Below are 21,321 nucleotides of genomic sequence, written 5' to 3' on the forward strand. Positions count from 1 at the left end.
ATAGATGCGGTGACTCATGGTAGACTAGAATCATTAAACTTATCTAGGAGAGCCGACTGTCAAAATGAAAATGTTACGTAATATCTTAAGCTGGGTCGTCCCTATCGTGGTCGCCGCAGTCCTGGTTCTGCTCGTGCGGACCTATGGCGTCGAAGTGGTCAAGGTCTCCGGCGGTTCCATGGAACCCAACCTGGCCGACACGGAGCGGATGATTGTGGTCAAGCCCCTCAGCGTCAAGCGATTGAGCGTCATCGTCTTTGATGCTTACGGGGAAGATCCTAACGCCGCCAAGAATACCAACTACGTCAAACGGGTCATCGGGATGCCGGGTGACAAGGTCGTAAGCAAGAACGGCTACATCTACGTGAACAATAAGAAGGTCAATCAGTCCTTCATCAGCAAGGCTGAGCGGACGACCGGAACCGGAAACTGGACGCTAAGTAGTCTAGCCAAGGCACACAACTGGTCCTACAAGGGGAATGCGGTGCCTAAGGGCCACTACTTCGTGTTGGGTGACCACCGGAGTATCTCTGAGGACGGCCGTGCCTGGGGCTATGTCGATGCCGATAAGATCATGGGTGTCGTCAAAGTACCTTTCTGGCAAGGAACTAAGGAACATCGGGTCAACGTGAACGGAATGGCAAGTTAGTTATCTCGTAAGTCTAATTATGAGGTGCCACCAAGAAAAATTGGTGACACCTTTTTTTGTGCTGAAGAACCGTTACAACAGCATTGTCGAGGGTCTGCCATCACACCGGAAGCCCGCCCGTTGATTGAAGACTTCCCGGCAGACTCTCTAGCAGCCATAGGCGATAATTTCTAACATTTCAGGCTAAAAGAAAAGCGAGCCCACAGCTCGCCTTTCTCAACTATTCATTTCAAAACCCTAGCTAAACATCCGCTTAGTCGCCTTCAACAAGGTCTTCGGATCTTTGTCATAGCGTGGTGTATCAACCAAGTTATCCATTGGCACACCAGCGAAGTGGAAGGCCGCAATTTCACCGGAACGAGTAGCACTCTGTTCCGTGAAGATCATCTGGTAAGGCTGTTCAACGAATTCACCAGTGAAGGCTAAGTTCGTAGAATGTGCCGGAATGACTTCAGGCCGGTCGCTCTTAGCCCGGTTGTTGAACAAAGCTGAAGCGTATGGCATGTAGACTGGAATATTGTTGATGATACTATCCAGAATTTCAGCTTCATGGTTCTTGATGTTGTTTGGACCAGGATCGACCTTGGACAATTGCCCAATCAATTCCTGAGCCATTTCCTTACCGGTCATTTTGATGTATTGCTTGTGGACAAATTCACCCTGACGCCGTGGATACAGGAAGTAGCCCCAGATAACGGATTCGTTTGGTTTCTGAGTCGTAAAGTGTGGTTGGTGATGAACCACAATTGACATGTTGACGTCCTTTTGCCCGAGCGGCGTGATTGGCGTCGTTGACAGGAAGGAGTTCAGCGCGTTCCCAGGAACCTGCGTGGTGATCCGGGTAATTTCGTTCAACAACAGGTGGTTCTTCGTGGTCAACGTGAAGCTGACCCACTCAGAGTTCTTCCGGTCGTCGAAGAATTTATCTGGCGTCCCTAAGTTGTAGAAGCGGTTCGTGGCCTTCTTCCACAGTGCGGCACTGATCCCGTATTCCATGTTTTCACGGGCCGGCGTGTTGTAGTCCCCCATCGTGGCGGAATCGGTAATCGACCCGTTGGTGAAGATGACTGCCGTGTCGTCGTCAATCGTGACCAGTTCTTCGGAATCATCTTCCACGTTCTTGACGTGCAAGCCGGTGACCGTGATTTCATCCTGCATCGCACTGTCGGCAAATTCCCAATCGGTGACGATCCGGTTCGAAATGAAGGTAACCCCCTCATCCTTTAAGTAATTGATCAGAGGCAACATCATACTTTCAAATTGGTTGTAACGGGTCCGGTTGACCCCAACCAAATGTTCAATTTGCGTAAATTCATAGATCATTTGGTGCATGTAACGCCGGAGTTCTTGAACGGAGCTCTGAATCCGGAATGCGAACGTGGTTTCCCACATGAACCAGAAGTTGGTCTGGAACATGTGTGGATCATCCTTGAAGAACTCAGCAATCGTCACATTATCCAGCTTAGTTTCTTCTTCATCCGGCATCAATACTAATTTCGACAACAGCACGCGGTCCTTGTTGTTCAGGCCCAGCTTACCACCATCGATAATGCCCTTGCCGCCTTCCATCAAACGCGCGATATCGTACGTTCTGTGGTGTGCGTCAAAGTCGCGGGTATCTTCGGCCGCGGTCATGCCCTCTTCAGTCGCCGATGGAATCCGGTCCAGCAAGTCCATTAAATCAACGTACGTCCGGTAATTCAGCATCCGACCACCACGGGCAACGTACCCCGTATGGTTGTCTAACGGGTGTTCTTTGTTCCAATATTCATCACTGAAATCGGTCGTTTCGCCACCATCGTTAGCCCCATGCATATCAGCACCGTAAAAAGTGATATTCTCACCGCGCCAATGGCCTTCTTGAATCAGGTAAACCGCTGCGGCCATGTTAGATAAACCGGCACCGATCATTACTGCTTTTGTTTTAACCATCAAAAACACCTCCGTAGATTCTTTGAGCCCTTTACGTCTTCATTATGCTTGCTTTGTCATGTATTGTAAAGCGTTTACATGAACTAATTAGCAACTTCTAAGAAACGCTAGGAAACCTTAATCTACCGGCCATTGTAACAGGGCGTGTTGCAATTGTAATTCTGTGGATGACAATATAAATGGTTAAAACCTGAAGTGAATTATGTGGTCGTAACTGTGGTCAAAAACAGCCTGTATTTCTGCAAATTTTCTCACTGTCTGCTGGTTATGCTGTCTCAGCATAACACGTGATTGGCGGACAACCTAGAACTATCGTTTTAAGGTCGCAATGGTCATGCTGCGCAATAATTAGTCGAAATTGCCTCACAATTAACGCTTATTTATATAACAAAACTTGTAAGCCGTCTCGAACAAATAAATCATGGCGCTCTGGTATGCTGGCACAAGTAGAAGTTGAGGGAACGGTAGCTGTTTTGCTTTGACGGGAGGTGGGTCTTCGACTAAATCCAACCAAAGGAGTTCACAGCATTGGCAGCTTGGTACGGTGTCGCAGTATCGGTAATTGCGCTAGTCTACACCATTTACAAAGACCAACGAGATCATAATCAAAAAAAATAACCTTCCCTAGATTGTTCACAACTTTGGCGAGTTGAAAGGGTAAGATTATTTTACTTCAGTAACGCTTGCTACCGTGTTCCGCAACGGCTACCAGAAAGGGAGGTCACGTGAGAATGTGGCAGCCCTTTTTGTCTGGCTTCATTGTATCACGACGACACATTGTTAGTGCCATTCACGTCTCAAAACATGCTTATTCATCCCCGAATCGCCGGTTCACTCCCCCGCAGATAGGCCAGTGGCGTCATCCCAGCATAGCGTTTGAACATCCGGTTAAAGTACGTCACGTTGTTGAAGCCCACGTGAAAAGCCACGTCGGTCACGGATTCCGGCCGGTGACGAAGGTACTGCTGGGCCATTTGCACGCGGTAACGGTTGATAAATTCAAAGATGGTCTCACCGGTCTCCTGCTTGAACAATCGTGACAAATAGGTCGGTGCCGCTCCAGCCGCAGCAGCTACGTTGGCCAAGCTTAGGTCCTCCTGATAGTGGCGGTAGATGAACTGCAACGCCTGATTGACCTTGCTGCTGTAATGATTGTCCCGCCGCGCAGCCACAATTTCACAGTACTGGGTCGCCATCTCCGTAGTCAGTCGTTGATAATATTTCAGGGAGGGTAACTGTTCAATGGTCATGGCGTAGTGACTCGACACACGGTCCAGCGTGACTGGACTGACGTTGCCACGCTCGGCCGCCAGTCGGCACATCGTGTTGAAGACGTACAGAATATTCTTGGCCGAGCGAAGGCGCCGGTTGGGCACCCGCGAGAAGAAAATTTCGATATCGCGTACCGACACGGCCGCCGTAATCGCCGCTGGGAGTTGCTCGGTGTCCCCCTGCGTGATCAGTTGCATCAGGCGGTTCTGCTTCACATATCGCTCAGTAATTGCCGCGTCATCATCACTATCCGTTGCTGCCAGGTCCACCGTCAGCGGTGGCACCTTGATGTGGTCGTCGTGTATCGTGGCTGTCTGTTGAGCACCGACCAGACTGGCGACTAGAATCTGGGCCAGGCTACCACTCTCCGATTCGCAGGGGCCGGCGATCAGATAACCCGTGAGCGTGGCCGCCGTAAAAATACCTACAGCCAGAAAGTCCCCCTGCGTCGTAATCGCCCGCTCGACCTGAGTTGGCTGGGTCGGCAACGTCCGAAAGACTGGTAACGCCGCATCATCCCCACTCAGCGAAACTGTTACTAACTGGGAATCACACACCCGCATGCTGACCCCACTGATACGCGCCAGATTAGCACTTAATTGACTGATCTCGGTTAGCGCCACCGCAATCACTACTCCTTTCGCAAATAAAAATAATTTCGAGCAACGTTAAGATAGTGTTTAAAACCGCAATATTGTTTAAGCACATCCTTCAATTCTAGTTTATTCTTTTTGTAAGCGATTGCAATAATGATCGAAAATAAATTTAGGAGTGATTCGAATGCTATATCCTTTGATGACTGAAACCCGTTCCGTTTTGAGTTTAAATGGTATCTGGTCCTTTAAGATGCAAGCCGACGGTGAACGTCACGACCCAGTTGCCCCCTTACAAACGACCGAGGTCATGGCCGTACCCGCTTCCTTCAACGACCAGACGGCCAACCCGGAACTCCGCCAACACAGTGGTTACTTCTGGTACGAGCGTGATTTTACCGTCCCCGCCGCATTAATGGATCAACGACTGAGCCTACGCTTTGGTTCGGCGACTCACGAAGCCTGGGCCTTCGTTAACGGTACCGCCGTCGGCCATCACAAGGGGGGCTTCACGCCATTTGAACTGCCGATCAACGATGCCGTTCAGGCCGGCACCAACCGGTTGACCGTCAAGATCAGTAATCTGCTAGACCACTCGACCCTACCAGTTGGCAACTACACGGAAACTAAGGACGCCAACGGCAACACCGTGGCACACGTCGACGAAAATTTTGACTTCTTCAACTACGCCGGACTCCATCGCAACGTGAACCTGCTGTCAACGCCATGGAATCGGGTGGAAGACATCACCGTGACGCCACACATCGACCTGGCCACGACTAGTGCCGACATCGATGTCGCCGTGAAGACCACCGCGGCCGCGACGGTTAAGGTCACCCTGCTGGACGAAGAAGGAACAGTTGTTGCCACCGCCAACGGCGCCGATAGCACGCTTCATTTGGACAACATCCACCTCTGGCAACCGTTGAATGCTTATCTGTACCAGGCCCGCGTTGAGATTCTGGATGACGATACTGTGGTCGACAGTTATACGGAACCATTTGGCCTGCGGACCATCGGAATCAAGTCTGGGAAGTTCCTGATCAACGGCGAACCCTTCTACTTCAAAGGCTTTGGCAAACATGAGGATTCCTACGTCAACGGTCGTGGGATGAATGAAGCCGTCAACGTGCTCGACCTGAACCTCTTGAAGAAGATTGGGGCCAACTCGTTCCGGACCTCCCACTACCCTTACTCCGAAGAAATGATGCGGCTCTGTGACCGTGAAGGAATCGTAGTCATCGATGAAGTCCCCGCAGTTGGCCTGATGCCTGACTTCAACTTTGACGTTTCCAGCGCCTTCAAGAATACCGAAAATCCTTTCTGGTCCACGATTAAAACGCAAGCCGCTCATGAACAGGCCCTAAAGGAAATGATTGGCCGGGATAAGAACCACGCCTCCGTTGTGATCTGGTCCATTGCCAACGAACCGGCAACCTTCCTACCCGGCGCTCACGATTACTTCGAACCCCTCTTCAAGTTGGCCCGCAGTCTGGATACCCAGAATCGGCCATGTACCTACATCAATATCATGATGTCCACACCGGACCGCGACACCTGTTCCGACCTCGCCGACCTGTTGACGCTGAACCGCTACTACGGCTGGTACCTCCAAACGGGAGACCTCAAGGCTGCGGCCGCCGCTGAAGGAACTGAACTGCGCACTTGGCAGGAAAAGTGGCCGGATAAGCCAATCATGTTCACGGAATTTGGCGCCGACACGGTGGCTGGCGTACACAGTGCCTACAACGAACCATTCTCTGAAGAATATCAGGTCAACTACTACGACATGAACGCCAAGATCTTCGATAAGATCGATAACTTTGTCGGCGAGCAACTTTGGAACTTCGCCGACTTCCAGACCAAGTTCGGCATCAACCGGGTCCAAGGGAATAAGAAGGGCATTTTCACTCGTTCCCGCGAACCTAAGGCGGCCGCCATTTGGCTGAGTCACCGTTGGAATAATATTCCTAACTTTAACTACAAGAAATAATTTAAAAGTTTCCCACCTCTTCCACAGCCGGCAGAACCCCTGGCAGCCGCAAGCGACACACAACATTTACACTTAAAAAGCAAAAAAAAAACGGATGGCCCGCAAGCCATCCGTTTTAAATATACTGGAGTATTTAAACTAATCGGCTGCCATGAACTTGCCGGCAGTCAGTTGAGATGCTAAGACCCAGCCCTTCGTCTTGCCGCTGGTTACGTAGTCGTAAGCCACGTTCTTCTTAGCTTTCTTAATGGTAATTGTCTTGGTAGCGTAGAAGGTCTTGCTTTGTGGCAATACACCCTTCTTGGTTAACGTTACCTTTGCCTTGTCAGCGGCGAATTTGCCGGTGTAGACTGCTGGTTGGTTGCCCTTAAAGTGGAAAGCGCTCTTCTTGATGCTCTTAGCACTAACCAGCGTGTAGGTCTTCCCTGCAATCTTGTCGGCTGCCTTCTTGGCGTCGGCGTTTCCGTCAGCGGCCATGAACTTGCCAGCCGTCAACTTAGAAAGTGCAACCCAGCCCTTCACCTTGCCGTTGGACGTCTTGATGTAGGCGTAAGTGACTTTCTTGGCCTTGGTCGTCTTGGTAGCCTTGACTTTAACCACAATCTTCTTGGTTGCGTAGTAGGTCTTGCCGCCTGCTAAGGTCCCCTTCTTGGTCATGCCGACCTTTGCTTGATCAGCTGCAAACACTGCACTATACAGAGCTGGCTTGCCACTCTTAACGTGGAATGCTGCTTTCTTGATAGCTTTTGCACTGATTAAAGTGTGGGTAACTTTTTTAGCTGCTGGTTTAGCAGCCGCAAAAGCAGTGACCTCGTTGTTTGCGGGAGCAATGGCGCCAATCCCCAATGGTAATACCATAGCTGCAGCCGCTGCGATCATTGCAACTTTTTTCATCATAACAATTACCCCCCAGTAAATTTTCGAATTCATCCCTGAACTCAATTGGTATCATAACACGGTCCTTTTTTTCGGGCAGAAATGATCACCCAATTTCACTCAAAAATCGCTAAAAATCCCGCCCCACCGGTAAATTAATGGAACTAACGTTACGGGGCGTTATCGGTGTTTCCAGCGAAAAGTCGGGAACGGCAAATCAGTAGCGTTCACGACATTTTGGCGGGTAATGGACCTCCTAGTAACCACACTTATCGGTTGAATCGAACATTCCGCTGATACGCCGCATGGCTTTCAACCTCCAACCACTGGATTAGCTGGACGGAATCGGCCAATTGGTTTTGTCCGCTAACGAATCGTGTGTGGTGGCTGTTTCGGCACTGCTTCGTGACACCGACTTTTCCAACAAATGCCGCCGTGATTACCCTCACGGCGGCATTTGTTTACTGACATCTTAATCCATAACGCTCCCAATCAATTCGATACTAAAACGATTTTTACTCTTATCTTGCAAAAACATGCGACAGAATCCTCAAACTTTACATTAGTAATAAGTAAGGAGGTAGTTCCAACCAGAACTGCCTCCTCATAAATAAGCGCTTAGATTTAATGTTGACCCATTACAGGTTATCTGGCTTGAATGCCCGTGTCGCCTTCACTGCTTGTTTCCACCCCGCATAGAGGTGTTCGCGCCGATCTGGCAACATATTCGGCGTAAATAAGCGACCATCCGTCCGAATCTGTTTGATTTCATCCAGACTCTTCCAGTAACCCACGGCCAGGCCCGCCGTAATGGCTGCGCCCATCGCCGTGGTCTCCTCATCGGCTGCTCGGTGAACCGGCGTGTCGAGAATATCGGCCTGGAACTGCATCAGATAGCGGTTTCGCGAAGCCCCACCATCGGCCATCAACTCGGAAATGTCGATGCCGGTATCCTGCTTCATGGTCCGCAAAACATCACGGGTCTGGTAGGCAATCGACTGGAGCGTGGCTTTCACGAAGTCGTTACGGTTCGTCCCCCGCGACAGGCCAAAGACGGCCCCCTTAGCATCGGGATCCCAGTATGGCGCACCCAGGCCGTTAAAGGCGGGCACCACGTATACTTCATCCTCATCGGTCGAGGCCATCGCGGCTTGGCGTGATTCGGGAACGTTGTCGATGATCTTCATACTTTCGTGAAGCCAAGCTAAAGCGGTACCGGCCACTAAGATCGACCCTTCGAGCGCGTAGGTCACCTTACCGTCTAGCTTATACGCAATCGTCGTCAACAAATTATGCTCGGACGTCTGTGGTTCATCCCCGGTGTTCATCATGACGAAGGCCCCATCACCGTACGTGTTCTTGACAGTCCCGGGTTCTAAGGCCAGTTGCCCCAACAAGGCGGCCGATTGGTCCCCGATTAGGCCGGCAATGGGCACTTCCACCCCGTAGAATTGGAAATTCTGCGTGACCCCATAGACTTCGGAACTCGACTTCACTTCGGGCAACATCGCAGCAGGAATGTTGAGCCAGTTCAAAATGTCCTGATCCCATTCAAGCTCGTGAATGTTAAAGAGCATGGTCCGACTCGCGTTACTGTAGTCGGTCACGTGAATCTTCCCCCCGGAGAGCTTCCAGGCCAGCCAACTGTCAACCGTCCCAAACAGCAGGTCGCCATTCTCGGCGCGTTCCTGCGCTCCCGGCACGTGATCCAAAATCCAGCGAATCTTGGTGGCACTGAAGTAAGCATCTAGCACCAGTCCGGTCTTGTCTTTGATGGCCTTGGCACGACCGTCCGCAGCCAGCTTCTTCGCCAGACTCGCCGTTTGTTGACTTTGCCAACCGATGGCGTGATAAATCGGTTCGCCGGTAATTTTATCCCACACGATGGTGGTTTCCCGTTGGCTACTAATGCCAATGGCTTGAATGTTTTCTGGATGAATTGAGGCGTCGATGAGCGCACTGGCGATCACCGAGAGCACACTGTTCCAAATCTCATTGGCGTCGGATTCAACCCAGCCCGCATGCGGATAATACTGGGGAACCTCCTTATAGCCCTCGATGACCTTGCGCCCGGTACGATCAAAAATCATGGCCCGGGTACTACTGGTCCCTTGGTCGACCGCCAAAATATAATCTTCCGGTTGTTTAAGTGCCATATGTATTTACTCCCTCCATAACTGCTTTCGAATCGGAAGCGGTTCCAATTTCACTTCACTTATCATAGCACGACCCCAGTTGAAAACACCAGATTTTGTATCGGGTGCCCGCTGGTTTGGTAATTCCTTAAGGTTTTAAATCCATGTACGCTGCGCCTTGCCTTCGGGTCGGTGAAAATGAACCGTGACGCTGAGGGCGGACGCCTAAAGTCAAAGGCCGGTCTTTAGGCTTGGGTTGAAACCTCTGAGAACCGAATTTTCAACCCACCAATTGCCTAAGCGGCCAAGACCGCCACTAAGGCAATTCCCACAGCTGAGTCCATTTTCACCGGCCCTACGGCTTTACATGGATTTAAAACTAAGTGTCCAAATATTTTACTCAGCTCTGTGGTCTCCACACGGACACAACTCGCTGGCTCTCCTACCAACTCTGATGTGACGCCGACCGTAACTCACAGCAGACAGAATTCTAAGTAGTCACAAGCAGAAATTTCAATTCTAAATGGTCAGCTGTTTCCCCGCCAGAAACGATTGGGCAAAATCGGTATCATTTTTGATCTGCTTACCGAACTCGTCGATCAGAGCATGAAACTCCTGATAGTCGGCCAAGGCGAAGTCGAGTTGACCCATGACCTTCTTCTGGAATGCTGGATACGTCTTGGGCATGGTTGCACCCAGCCAACCGAATAACCGTCGCGCATAGGTGTCGACCATGAAGGTACCGTGATCCAGCGTGTACATCAGGATGTAATCGGCGGTCTCGTTGCCGATACCCGTAATACTGAGCAGCTCTTCGCGGAGACTGGCCCCACCGCGCTGTTTCAACGCAGCTAAGTCATCGTTAGCCTCGCCCAACCAAGTTGCTAGCGCCAGAATCGCTTCACTCTTTCGTTGGTAGAATCCACTGCTGCGAATCACGGGAATCAGCGTATCCGGCGTGTATTCCCGCAATTTGGCTGGATTGAATCCCGTCTGTGCCTTGAGGGCGATCAGTGACGGCTCCACGTTACGCCAATTGGTGTTCTGGACCAGAATCGCGCCCAGCATGATTTCGACCGGCGTCTCGGCCCACGGCGTACCGGGCTTCAACCAGGGTTGCGGCCCCATCTCCTTCGCCATCGTGCGATACAGTTCTTCTAGCGTCACGTTGCCTGCCTCCAATTCTGTCAAATCAATCCTATCCATTTTACCGAAACCAACCGCAATCTGCCAGCGAACACCCTTTTAATGGCATTAAAAAGAGCTTGAGGTCAGCCCCCAAGCTCCGGTAAGTCTAAAATTTGTTGCGACCTATTCACTACCATAACCGCGAATATGTAAAGATCAAACCCGTTTGATGACTAAGCGGATATCGCCTTCGCCTTCAGGATTCAACTCTTCTTTGTACTGGAAGTTAGCGCTTTCGAAATACTTCTTGATTTCGTCGTTTAACTCCTCAATGGGCCGAACATCCTTATCTTGACGTTGCAGTAAAAGCGTGTATTCCTTTGAATCCTCATCGACGTTTTCAAAGCTGTAAAGAACAGCTTCAGAATTCAAAATCTCTTGAATCACTTGTCGTTCTGTCATCATGTTTACCTCGCTTTATTTTTTTGTCTACTATTCCATTGTAGGGTTATTCAAAATAATTGTGAATTATTTTGTCAAAAAATTTTACGGGTTGGGTAGCGTTTCCAAATCAATTACATTAAGGTTTTCAATGCCCAGCCGACGACCGCAAACGACTCGTCAAATGACACCGTCAACACCCGATTGACTCACCAATTTCAACATAACTATGCCCCAACTTAGCCAGAATCCGCAAATCGCCAAATAAGCGTGACAAAGCCTCAGCACCACGGGTATACTGGGCAAGTATTATCATATTAGATTTCCATGAGATATGACCAATTATCAGAGATTCATTGCAGGTTAACACCGTATGAGTCGTAGGGTTGGTTAAAATGGACTCAGCTGTGGGAATTGTCTTAGTGGCGGTCTTTGCCGCTTAGACAATTGGTGGCACTAAGACACGGTTCTAGTGGCTTAGTCCCAAGCCTGAAGACCGCTCTTGGGCTTTAGGCGTCCGCCCTCAGCGACCCAGTCCATTTTAACCGACCCGGAGACGCTGTAAGGCGACGGAATCAACCCGCAATGAAGAAATTGAAAGGAAGCGACGCTATGCGCCCACGCATTGCTTTACCCGCCGATACCCTCGACGAAGCCACCAATATTATTAACGAACGGAACGCTGCCTTTGCGCCGCGCCCCGCAGTGGAGGCCATCGTCAAAGCTGGTGGCCTGCCAATCATTCTGCCGAGCGTCGATCCGGCTGACGTTGCCGAGTACCTGCCTCTCTTTGACGGGGTACTCTTCCTCGGTGGCGCCGATGTCGACCCCACCTTTTTTAATGAAGAACCCCACATTCGGTTGGGCAAAACCTATCGCAAACGCGACCTATTCGAAGTTGAACTCCTAAAACAAGCCGTCGCCAACAACAAGGCGATTCTCGGCATCTGCCGCGGCTTACAGCTGATCAACGTTGGGCTAGGCGGCACCTTGTACCAGGATCTCAGTGAGGACAAGGCCGCCTATATCAAACACAGTCAGGCCGCCATGGGTAACCAGCCCAGTCACCACATCACGGTTGCACCCAACAGTATGTTGAGCACGTTGGTCGGCCCCCGGCCCTACGTCAATTCACGGCACCACCAAGCTGTTAAAGACATTGCACCCAGTTTACAGGTGACCGCAACGGCTGATGACCAAGTCGTCGAAGCCTTGGAGTCACCAGACAGCGACCAAATTCTGGCCGTCCAGTGGCACCCGGAGAACATGTATAAGCATCACGAAGAGTCGCGCCAGATCTTCGCCAACTTTGTCCAACGGGCAGCTAAGCGCACACCGACTTTGTGAAAAGACTTCCCATTACAGGAAAAGTAAACTACACTAAAGGGTATACGAGAGAAAGCAGGGTGACGGAAAGTGGCGAAAATGCAAGACTTTGGACAACGCATGCGTTTTTTGGTGTTCTCCATCTTTTTAAACTCCGCCGCTAACGCCTTAACCATTTCGACCAACCTTGGGAGTGCCGTTTGGACTGGTTCATCCGTCAACCTGGCGAATTGGATTCACGTGCCCCTAGGGACCACATTGTTTGGCTACGGGATCGTGGTCACCATCATGAATCAACTGTTTCTGGGACACTTTGACCGTAAACGATTCGTCTCCAACATCCTCTACATCATCCCCTTCAGTTACCTAGTCGAATGGATCGGCTACTTCTGGAACTGGATTGGGGTCAACACGCTGAATCTGACTGGCCGCGTGATCGTCGATATCATCGGCCTCTTCGGGGTGGCAGCCGCCGTGTCCATCTATCAGCGGTGCAATATCATCATGCATCCTAACGATGACTTGGCTTACATTCTGCGGTTCCGTTTCCTAAAGGGGTCCGCCGTCATTGCCCAGTGGACGAGCTACATCCCACCGGTTACCATTATCGTGCTGTCCTACATCTTTACGGGCCAACTGCACGCTATCGGCTTTGGGACGGTGCTGGCACTGGTTGCGCAAGGCGCCGTCATGGGCTGGTCAGACTACCACGTCTTCCCACGATTGAAACACCACGTAGATGTTTAGTATATTTTACAAATAAAAAATTTTTTGAAGCATTTTGAGGTTAAGACCCTACCGTCCTAACCTCTTTTTAATAGAAAAAAATGAGGTTGACCAATCTTCGCTCGCAATACAAGCCATTCCCCCCTGAAACCATTTCTATGTGTGAGCAATCGTGGCAAAATTACTTGATATACCAAGCTTTTAACATGAATTTTCTTTTAAAACGGCCAACGCATGAACGATTTCCAGTTTATTAATCAGTCGATTACCACTTTTTAGTTGCTTTGTGCAACTAACGTTTTAACTTTTATTCTTCTCATTATATTTTCAAATAATCCGTTTTCATTACTATTACAAAGCCACTTTAGCACTTATATTACAACTATAATTATGGTATACTGCTTTCCAATGAGGAAGCAAAAAGTATACGGGGTGATCTAAATGTTCAAAATGACTAGAAAAATTACAATTGCCGGCTTAGCACTGATTCTCTTTGGGGGAGTCATCAGTCCCAGCGTCGTTCACGCTGATAGCACCGGAACAACAGATAATGCGACCGCAACCACGACTAAGGCTAGCGATCCCGCAGAAACCACAATTAAGGTGGGCTCAATTGGAATGCCATATACCGTGGTTAGTGATAAAGATGGTAATACAAATTATTACACCTATCCGAATGCACCTACTGTACTAACCGCAGCAGAAATCAACAACGATGATTATATGAAAGAATTGGCTACTAACATTCCTAACATGACTATTGACCAAAGTGCTCTTCAACAAATGTTGAAAACACCCATTACCCTTGATTTAAATGAATCCTATCTCGATTACATGTATGATGCCTATGGCGCGGCAGAAGGGCTTACAAAAGATGGGATGCTCGATGGGTTAACTCTACAACCATACGCGGTAGCATGGCTTGCTAGTCACGTTGCGCAGAAAAATAAAGGAAAAATCACCTTTGATCAGCTCCAATCCGACTACCAAAATTCACTTCGAAAGAAATTGGTAGCTTCACCAGTTGGTGCGGGACTCTTATCGCTCACAGATAAAATGTTCCAAAGTGAAGACATCTATGACACTGTTGGGGGTACCCTTTATGACAGCTTACTCATTAATACCCCCCTCAGTAACTACTCAGATGATAAACTCGCTACGCTTGACCCCGATGCCTCTTATCGTCAAATGGCCTCACTGATCAGCAAGCCAATGTCCAACTACTATATCAAACAAGCAGACGGTACCTACCAAATGAGTGGTTTACTCATAAGTGGTATACAGGCCTACAGCTTCTGGTTTGAAGAAAAGCCATCTATTCCCGACCCAACACCAACGCCCAGCGCCAGCCAACCTGTCACCGTCCACTACGTCGATGACCAAGGTAACACGTTGAAACCAGACAAGACGCTAACGGGTAAGCTCGGGGACAGCTACAAGACCGAACCCCTCGACATCGATGGCTACGGTTTGACCAACACCACCGGTGACGAGACGGGAACCTTTGGCAGTACTGCTAAATCCGTGACCTACACGTACGCTCCGGTTATTACCAGCGGTGGGGACGGCGATACCATTGCACCTGAAGGCACCGTCATTTACGCCACGAAGAAGATTGGGCTCTACAAGCATGCCACCTTCACCAACAAGGCTCGCAAGCAGTGGTACGCTAAGAAAGCGCGGATCAACCGGCCAATGTTCGTCGTAACCGGCTACGCCAAGTCCAAGAACGGCGTCAAGCGTTACCAAGTTAAGGACGTCAATCACCACAGCAAGACCAACGGCAAGACTGGTTACGTCACGGCCAACGCCAAGTACACCAGCCGTGTTTACTACGCAACGAAGCACAAGACGATTACCGTGATTAATCCTAAAGGAGTCAATGCCTACAGCAAGAAGACTCTGACCAACAAGAAGGCCCACTACAAGCAAGGCCAAGTTCTAAAAGTCAAGAAAATCGTGAACCAGAACTTAACGACCCGTTTCGTCTTAAGCAACGGTCGTTACATTACCGCCAACAAGATGCTCGTTCAGTCCGGTAAACAAACGATGCCTAAGCGCGTTCAAACCAAGACCGCGCTGAACCGTTACAGCACGGCTAACCTGACGAAGCAGAACAAGCATGTCTCCGCTCACGCTGTCCTCAAAGTGACTGGTTGGACTTACTCCAACGCCAATAACTTTAGTAAGAGTGACACGTTGCGTTACCAAGTTGCCGGTGGCTACATCACTGGAAAAAAGCAGTTAGTTCGCGTGTTTAAATAGAAGTTTAAATATGAAGAACCGCCTCCCGAATGGATTGGGAGGCGGTTCTTTTTTGGTTTGGTTTAATTGGATTTGTCTTGGGAAATTGCGACTTGTTCTCTGTGGGTATTTGCTTGGCATTTATATTGTAGAGAGATTACGACCGCTTAGGGACTTTCGCACACATTTCATATTGTTAAAACGTGATTCAATCTCAACAAGAGCAAAAATCCATATTTATTCCATTCCAGTTGTTCAAAGATTTCCGCTAATTTCACATTGCCAAAACGTGCTCCACAAGGCAGACTCCTGCGCTTAACCCCAATAAGAACAAAAGCCAGGCCCGGGCTTTTATCCTTATTGACGTTAGTGCTCAGAGTCTAAGCGCCTTGTTCCGCACTCTATTTATACTCTCTTGCCAACTTCCCAAAATCAACCGTCCCCAACCCAGCGGCTTGATTGTACGTCTTACCGGGTTGGCCAACATAATAGAGATTGCCATTGTTGGTTGCGGCATCTAGCGTGGTGAATGGGGTTTTCGACGTCTGGGCTAGCTTGTAGATCTGTGGATTCCATAATCCCATGCGCTTGCTTCGGTTACTGTTGATGACCGCTGTCATAGCCGCGAACTGTGGTGCGACCACGCTGGTGCCACCAATGACGTTCCAACCATCGGTACGTGTGTAAGAATCGTAACCCGTCAGTGGGTCGGCATCCGCGACGACATCCGGATAATTTCGACCGCTCGCCTTACCTCGAATCAAGCTGGTATTCAGGTTAGGTAGACCACTCGCCGTCAGGTATTGCCGCGCATTGTAGGTGTTTACCCCGGAGACGCCCTTTTGGTATTTCGGCGTACCGTAGAGTGTGGAAATTCCACCACCACTGCCGGCTTGGAGCATCCCCATCAGCTCGTCATTTTTCGTAAAGAACGTCTTGTCCTTCTGATAAGCATCAAAGAGATAATCGCCACCCCAGGTTCGTTCCTGATTGATCTTGACCGTGATACCATTGGCCAACGTTCCTTCAACGGGAAGTGTCGTCCCACCAGTCGCGGTGACCCACGGATTATTTGCTGGGAAGTTGGCGTAAATGCCTTCGGTCGTCGAACCGTCACGTTTTAAGCTTTCACCGTAGGCTCCGGTATCCCCGGACGCCGCAAAGGTTGAAATTCCCTGAGTCGCCCCCTGTGCGAGTAGCGTACTCATAATGGTGCCGTAGAGCGGCGTCAGGAGATGGTACTTGTTCAGGCTCTGAAGCACCCCTTCCGACAAGCCCCAGCTCAACGATAACGAACTGGCCTTGTTCTCCGCAAAAGCGCTGGCAAAGGAATTGATCCAGCCAACATCACTCAAAGATGCCGTATACACGCGGATCTTAGCTTTCGGTGCAATCGATCCCGCCTGCTCAACGTCTAACGCGGTCTCATCGTTGCCAGGATCTACATCGACCCAGATATGATCGCCACCAGTTGCTTTCACACTGATCCGTGACGCTGAGGACGACACACCCTCGGCCGACCAGAAGTGGGTAATGTCCGACTTGACTACCTTACTAAAGCTAATGATACCAATAGTCTGGCCCTTCCCCTTGTTCCCCCGGGTGGCCTTAGTTGTCGCGTTGTATTGCGTCAAGAAATTCTGCGGTGCGCCATCACTCGTAGGCCCATCAGAACTCGTCGATGACGTATCCGCTAAACTGCTAAGCTTGACCATGTTGGTAATTCCAACGACCGCCTTGATGGGCTTGGCCACATTCTTGGGTAATTTGGGTATCTTCTTGGAATACTGAATCTTCTCACCGTGGTAGCGCGCCGTCTTCAGCTTAGTCGCAAACGTCTTGTTCACGGCGGAAGCAGACCCCTTCAGTTGCATGATCAGTCCGTTGTTGTAGGTCGTCACCTTTAAATGGTGGGCCTTGAAGTAAGTGGCTAGCCGCTTCGTTGTGGTCGTTGACTGCCCGAATTTTTGCCGGAATTGCTTGGGCGTCAGGTACTTCTTAAATTGCTTATTGCCTTTGGTATTGACCGCCAGCGCCGTCGACGTCAGCTTACTCCCGTTGCGGGTCTTCAAGACCAAGTCCAAAGTGATGGTTTTACCGGCCGACACCTGCTTGGCTTGTTTCAAATTGCTTAATTCACTCTCGCGGTAAGGTGTTGCCACCGTGGTGGTTTCGGCCGCTTGGGCCTGCACCCCACCATAACCGGCCAGCCCTACTAACAAGCTGGCTAAAATCAATCGTCCCTTCATCTAATCCCTCCTACTGCTATATATATCGTCTAATAACTGGGTGGTTAAAAATTGTCGCCCGCGGCTAAGCTAATTGTTAACCACGATATTAGCCAAGACATAAGTTTCCACTCCTTCTGCCAACAAAATTCCAACTCTTTAGTTATCTGCAATTAGGCTTATTATACCCCGCTACAATGCATGTTACGGGGTCAGATAACAGTGATTGACACAATTAGTTACCCTATCAAACAGAGTGCCTATCCTCTTTTTTCGGGATAAGCAAACGGGTAGTCGCAACCATTTCACGTTGTGACTACCCGTTTTGATAGCTATTCTAGTTCACCGGTTAAGATAAACTGTTTAATTTCTTTGAAAGTCTTTTTTGATTCCGGCAATTCTGGCCACAGGATGTAGTCATGCAACATCGACTTCATCACGTGGGCCGTGAACGGTGTCCCGCTAGCGGTCTCCAACTTCTGGAGCAGGCGCTGATCATCGGCCCACAACAATTCATTGGTGCCATAGTACAGCATGATTGGTCCCAAGTCGTCAAAGTTTCCATAGATGGGACTGACGATGGGGTCCGTGACCGGATGATTGCCGGCGTACTGGAAGCCAATCTTCTTCAACGTTGCCAAGGTGAGAAACGGATCGTGCTTGGCGGCCACGTTGAGGTCGGGATTCATCATACTGAGATCGGTCCACGGTGAGACGAGGATGGTCCCGGCTGGCATCGGCTCTTGGTGCTCCTGCAATTGTTGGAGTACGGTCAGCGCCAAGCCACCACCAGCGGAATCCCCCATTAAGAAGAATTGGTCGTCTGGGTACTGTGCCCGCAAATATTCATAGGCATTCATTGCAAACGTCACCGTTTGATCGACGGTGGCTTCGGGAACTAACGGGTAATCAACATAGGATACACGCAGATTGGCTTGCTGAATCATGGTCACCATTAGCTTCCGGTGACCCGTCGTCCCTTGCATGGTGTAGGCCCCGCCGTGAAATAAAATCACGTGCTGGGGCAGCGGCGCACCGGAACCCGCGGTGAGAATCCGACCGCCAAAGACTTCGCGTTCTTTGGTGACGATGGATTCTGGAAATTTTTGGGGTACCACGGCGCGGTTCTGCCGACTGGGTTGTAAAAATGCTTGCTGCATCTGCTGCTTGAGCTGACTATGCTGGGTCTTGAAGAGTAACCATTTCCCACGCAAACTCACGACTATCACCCTATCTTTTTGCCTTCTTCATTCTCTTTGCCCTTATGCCAGTATACAGCGTTTCGCGAAAAAGCGCTTCCCCCAGAAGCAATTACTAGGTAATTTTTGCAAAAACCGTTAAAATAGAACGCGTAGCAACTGATAGGAAAGGGTGGAAATAGTAATGACAAACAACCGAATTATCGCCGTGACTGGGGGCCTCAACTTCAGAGAATTAGGGGGTTATCCCACGATCGACGGGCACACAGTCAAATGGCATAAATTGATTCGGACTGCTGGCCTGGCTGACCTCACCCCCGCCGATCAACAGCACCTCACTGATTACGGTGTCGTGGCTGATGTGGATTTTCGTTCCAAGGACGAACAGCTTCAGTCACCCGACAAGGTGCCCACTGGCGTGAACTATCATTTTCTCCCCGTCTTCCCTGCCGATGACGAGACGGATGCCTCCGCTTCACAGGAACAATTGGAAGAACGCTTCTCAACTGATGACCAATCCGGCCACAATCACATGCTGGACGTCTACCGGCAAATGATGACGCTGCGCTCTGCCCAGGTCGCCTATCACGACTTCTTTGAAACGTTACTGGCAAACGACCAACCGGATAAGGCTGTGCTGTTCCACTGTACGGCTGGTAAAGACCGAACTGGGATGGGGGCCTACTTTGATGCGCAAGATTAAAGAAACTTCACACGTTTAGAATTCCTTTAACAAATTGTCAAAAAGTCGTCACAGGTTTCCCCCGTTTCTATTCACAAACTCCGGGTATAGTAATAACCATAGTAATTAGCCAGTAACTGTTACTAGTCAAATTCTATTTACCCCAATCCCTTTAAGATTCTCTCCCCCTTAAGAGAATCGTATTCTGGTTAGGTTCCCTCAAACCTAACCAACTCCTCTAAACTGAGTGTCACTCCCCCTAAGTGACCTCACTCCTCATAAAAAAGAACCGCACTGTTCTCTCCCCGAGACGGTGCGGTTCTTTTCGTTTGTGTCACCTTATAGTCGCCCCCACGCCCGGTAGAAATCCTGACGGTGGTGCAGTTCATCCTCTGGTTCTTGACCGGCAAGTTGCCGTTGAATGGCCGTCCAACGCGCCTCACTCAGGAGAACGGCGCCCTGTTGCTTGCCCGCCGTGGTTTCAATCTTAACGGGCGTCCCTGTGCTGGCTGCCTGCATGAGTGCTGGCAAATTCTGCTGTGCGTCAGTCACTGAATAAGTCGTCTTCATGGTATCCGTTCCCCCTAGAATGTGCGCTAGTCTAAGCCTAAACGGTGGAAAATATAGTCCACCCGACGTAAGTGATAGTGATAGTCAAAGGCATCTTCGATTTGATCCGGCGTTAAGCGCGCCGTAATTTCGGAATTAGCTTCTACCAATGGTCGGAACTGAATCTGTTGGTCCCAAGCCTGTGCCGTTAGCGGCTGCACCAGATCGTAGGCGTCTTCTCGACTGAGTCCTGATTCAATCAACTTTAACAGTAACCGTTGGCTATAAATCAGGCCGTACGTCCGGTTCATGTTCGCCTTCATCGTTTCCGGGAAGATATCCAGATTGCTTAAAATCCGGTTGATTCGGTGCAACATGTAATCCAGCAACGTCGTACTTTCTGGTAAAATCATCCGTTCGGCCGAAGAGTGGGAAATATCCCGTTCGTGCCACAAACTGACGTCTTCGTACGCCGTAACCATCGTCCCGCGCAAGACTCGCGCCAACCCGGTCACATTCTCCGAACCAATTGGGTTTCGCTTGTGTGGCATTGCCGAAGACCCTTTCTGCCCGGGATTAAAGTGTTCTTCGACTTCATGAATTTCCGAACGCTGTAACCCGCGAATCTCGGTAGCAATATTTTCCACACTGGTGCCAATCAAGGCTAGTGTCGCCACATAGTTCGCATGTAGATCTCGCGGAAGCACCTGCGTTGCGATGGGCTGTGGCGTGATGCCAAGTTGGTCGCACACGAATGCTTCTACCTCGGGCGGCACGTTGGCAAAGGTTCCAACGGCCCCACTGATTTTCCCCGTTTCAACTTCGGCCGCAGCTTGGTCAAAACGCTTCAGGTTACGTTGCATCTCTTCATAGAAGCGGGCCATCTTCAGTCCAAATGTGGTGGGCTCAGCCTGAACCCCGTGAGTCCGACCAATCATGACGGTCGTCTTATATTGCAGCGCCAGGGTCTTCAATGTCGCAATCAAGTCGGTTAGGCTTTGGCGAATCACGACATTGGCCTGCTTGAGTCGGTAGCCCTGTGCTGTGTCCACTACGTCAGTACTCGTCACGCCAAAGTGAATCCATTTCCGTTCGGAACCGAGTGATTCCGAGACGTTTCGCGTAAAAGCGACCATGTCGTGATGGGTCACTGCTTCAATCTCGGCAATGCGGTCCACGTCAAAGGTCGCGTTGGCCCGAATCTTCCGGGCGTCTTCTTCTGGGACCTCGCCCAGTTGCGCCCAAGCTTCGTCAATGGCAATCTCGACTGCCAGCCAGGATTTATACTGATTTTCCAATGACCAGATCTGACCCATTTCTGGTCGGGTATAACGTTCTAACATGCGTT

At 50.0% G+C, this 21,321-nt stretch carries 16 protein-coding genes; 6 read left to right on the plus strand and 10 right to left on the minus strand.

All coding sequences use genetic code 11. The features are described from left to right. Positions 1-64 precede the first annotated feature (64 nt). The gene (gene lepB / locus ACEPSU_RS11360; RefSeq protein ID WP_395321728.1) at positions 65-649 is read left to right on the plus strand and encodes a signal peptidase I; all 585 of its coding nucleotides are present in this window, start codon (positions 65-67) and stop codon (positions 647-649) included. Positions 650-886: 237 nt separating this feature from the next. Here the strand turns inward: lepB and ACEPSU_RS11365 are convergent, their stop codons facing one another. Further along, positions 887-2,581 (minus strand): oleate hydratase, encoded by a 1,695-nt coding sequence (locus tag ACEPSU_RS11365; RefSeq protein ID WP_020090349.1) that lies wholly within the window; start codon positions 2,579-2,581, stop codon positions 887-889. Between the two features lie 812 nt (positions 2,582-3,393). Next, complete coding sequence (locus ACEPSU_RS11370; RefSeq protein ID WP_395321730.1) at positions 3,394-4,476, minus strand: helix-turn-helix transcriptional regulator; 1,083 nt, start codon at positions 4,474-4,476, stop codon at positions 3,394-3,396. 157 nt (positions 4,477-4,633) lie between these two features. Here ACEPSU_RS11370 and uidA point away from each other — a divergent pair, with 157 nt between their 5' ends. Then, the gene (uidA, locus tag ACEPSU_RS11375) at positions 4,634-6,439 is read left to right on the plus strand and encodes a beta-glucuronidase (protein ID WP_395321732.1); all 1,806 of its coding nucleotides are present in this window, start codon (positions 4,634-4,636) and stop codon (positions 6,437-6,439) included. Between the two features lie 138 nt (positions 6,440-6,577). Here the strand turns inward: uidA and ACEPSU_RS11380 are convergent, their stop codons facing one another. The 4 genes from ACEPSU_RS11380 to ACEPSU_RS11395 all read right to left on the minus strand — a co-directional run bounded on the left by ACEPSU_RS11380 (position 6,578) and on the right by ACEPSU_RS11395 (position 11,040). Then, on the minus strand, positions 6,578-7,336 hold the full coding sequence (locus ACEPSU_RS11380; RefSeq protein ID WP_395321734.1) for a hypothetical protein: 759 nt from the start codon (positions 7,334-7,336) through the stop codon (positions 6,578-6,580). Between the two features lie 617 nt (positions 7,337-7,953). Continuing rightward, a complete protein-coding gene (glpK, locus tag ACEPSU_RS11385) occupies positions 7,954-9,471 on the minus strand; it encodes a glycerol kinase GlpK (RefSeq protein WP_020089439.1) in 1,518 nt (505 codons plus the stop codon). Between the two features lie 498 nt (positions 9,472-9,969). Beyond that, positions 9,970-10,617 carry an endonuclease III domain-containing protein gene (locus ACEPSU_RS11390; RefSeq protein ID WP_395321737.1) on the minus strand — a complete coding sequence of 216 codons (648 nt, stop codon included), beginning with the start codon at positions 10,615-10,617 and terminating at the stop codon, positions 9,970-9,972. Positions 10,618-10,794: 177 nt separating this feature from the next. After that, positions 10,795-11,040 carry a hypothetical protein gene (locus ACEPSU_RS11395; protein WP_020089441.1) on the minus strand — a complete coding sequence of 82 codons (246 nt, stop codon included), beginning with the start codon at positions 11,038-11,040 and terminating at the stop codon, positions 10,795-10,797. Positions 11,041-11,631: 591 nt separating this feature from the next. On the opposite strand from ACEPSU_RS11395, the gene ACEPSU_RS11400 reads away from it, so the two are divergent. From ACEPSU_RS11400 to ACEPSU_RS11410, 3 genes are all read left to right on the plus strand, one after another. Further along, entirely contained in the window at positions 11,632-12,366 is a 735-nt protein-coding gene (locus tag ACEPSU_RS11400; RefSeq protein WP_395321739.1) for a gamma-glutamyl-gamma-aminobutyrate hydrolase family protein, read from the plus strand. A gap of 69 nt (positions 12,367-12,435) precedes the next feature. After that, positions 12,436-13,092 carry a YitT family protein gene (locus ACEPSU_RS11405; RefSeq protein WP_027825965.1) on the plus strand — a complete coding sequence of 219 codons (657 nt, stop codon included), beginning with the start codon at positions 12,436-12,438 and terminating at the stop codon, positions 13,090-13,092. Between the two features lie 429 nt (positions 13,093-13,521). Beyond that, complete coding sequence (locus tag ACEPSU_RS11410; protein WP_395361551.1) at positions 13,522-15,336, plus strand: DUF5776 domain-containing protein; 1,815 nt, start codon at positions 13,522-13,524, stop codon at positions 15,334-15,336. Between the two features lie 380 nt (positions 15,337-15,716). Here ACEPSU_RS11410 and ACEPSU_RS11415 read toward each other — a convergent pair whose 3' ends face one another. Both ACEPSU_RS11415 and ACEPSU_RS11420 read right to left on the minus strand, forming a co-directional pair. Further along, entirely contained in the window at positions 15,717-17,564 is a 1,848-nt protein-coding gene (locus ACEPSU_RS11415; protein WP_395323408.1) for a protease pro-enzyme activation domain-containing protein, read from the minus strand. Positions 17,565-17,875: 311 nt separating this feature from the next. After that, the gene (locus tag ACEPSU_RS11420; protein WP_395321745.1) at positions 17,876-18,763 is read right to left on the minus strand and encodes an alpha/beta hydrolase fold domain-containing protein; all 888 of its coding nucleotides are present in this window, start codon (positions 18,761-18,763) and stop codon (positions 17,876-17,878) included. A 163-nt stretch (positions 18,764-18,926) separates the two neighbouring features. On the opposite strand from ACEPSU_RS11420, the gene ACEPSU_RS11425 reads away from it, so the two are divergent. Next, positions 18,927-19,445, plus strand: coding sequence for a tyrosine-protein phosphatase (locus ACEPSU_RS11425; protein WP_395361553.1), 519 nt, complete (start codon positions 18,927-18,929; stop codon positions 19,443-19,445). Between the two features lie 318 nt (positions 19,446-19,763). Here ACEPSU_RS11425 and ACEPSU_RS11430 read toward each other — a convergent pair whose 3' ends face one another. Further along, positions 19,764-19,994, minus strand: coding sequence for a hypothetical protein (locus ACEPSU_RS11430; RefSeq protein ID WP_395321750.1), 231 nt, complete (start codon positions 19,992-19,994; stop codon positions 19,764-19,766). A 26-nt stretch (positions 19,995-20,020) separates the two neighbouring features. Next, positions 20,021-21,316, minus strand: a complete 1,296-nt coding sequence (gene purB, locus ACEPSU_RS11435) for an adenylosuccinate lyase (RefSeq protein WP_395321751.1) — start codon at positions 21,314-21,316, stop codon at positions 20,021-20,023. Positions 21,317-21,321: the final 5 nt, after the last annotated feature.

The sequence above is a fragment of the Levilactobacillus parabrevis genome (assembly GCF_044051715.1).
GTDB classification, from domain to species: Bacteria; Bacillota; Bacilli; order Lactobacillales; family Lactobacillaceae; genus Levilactobacillus; species Levilactobacillus parabrevis.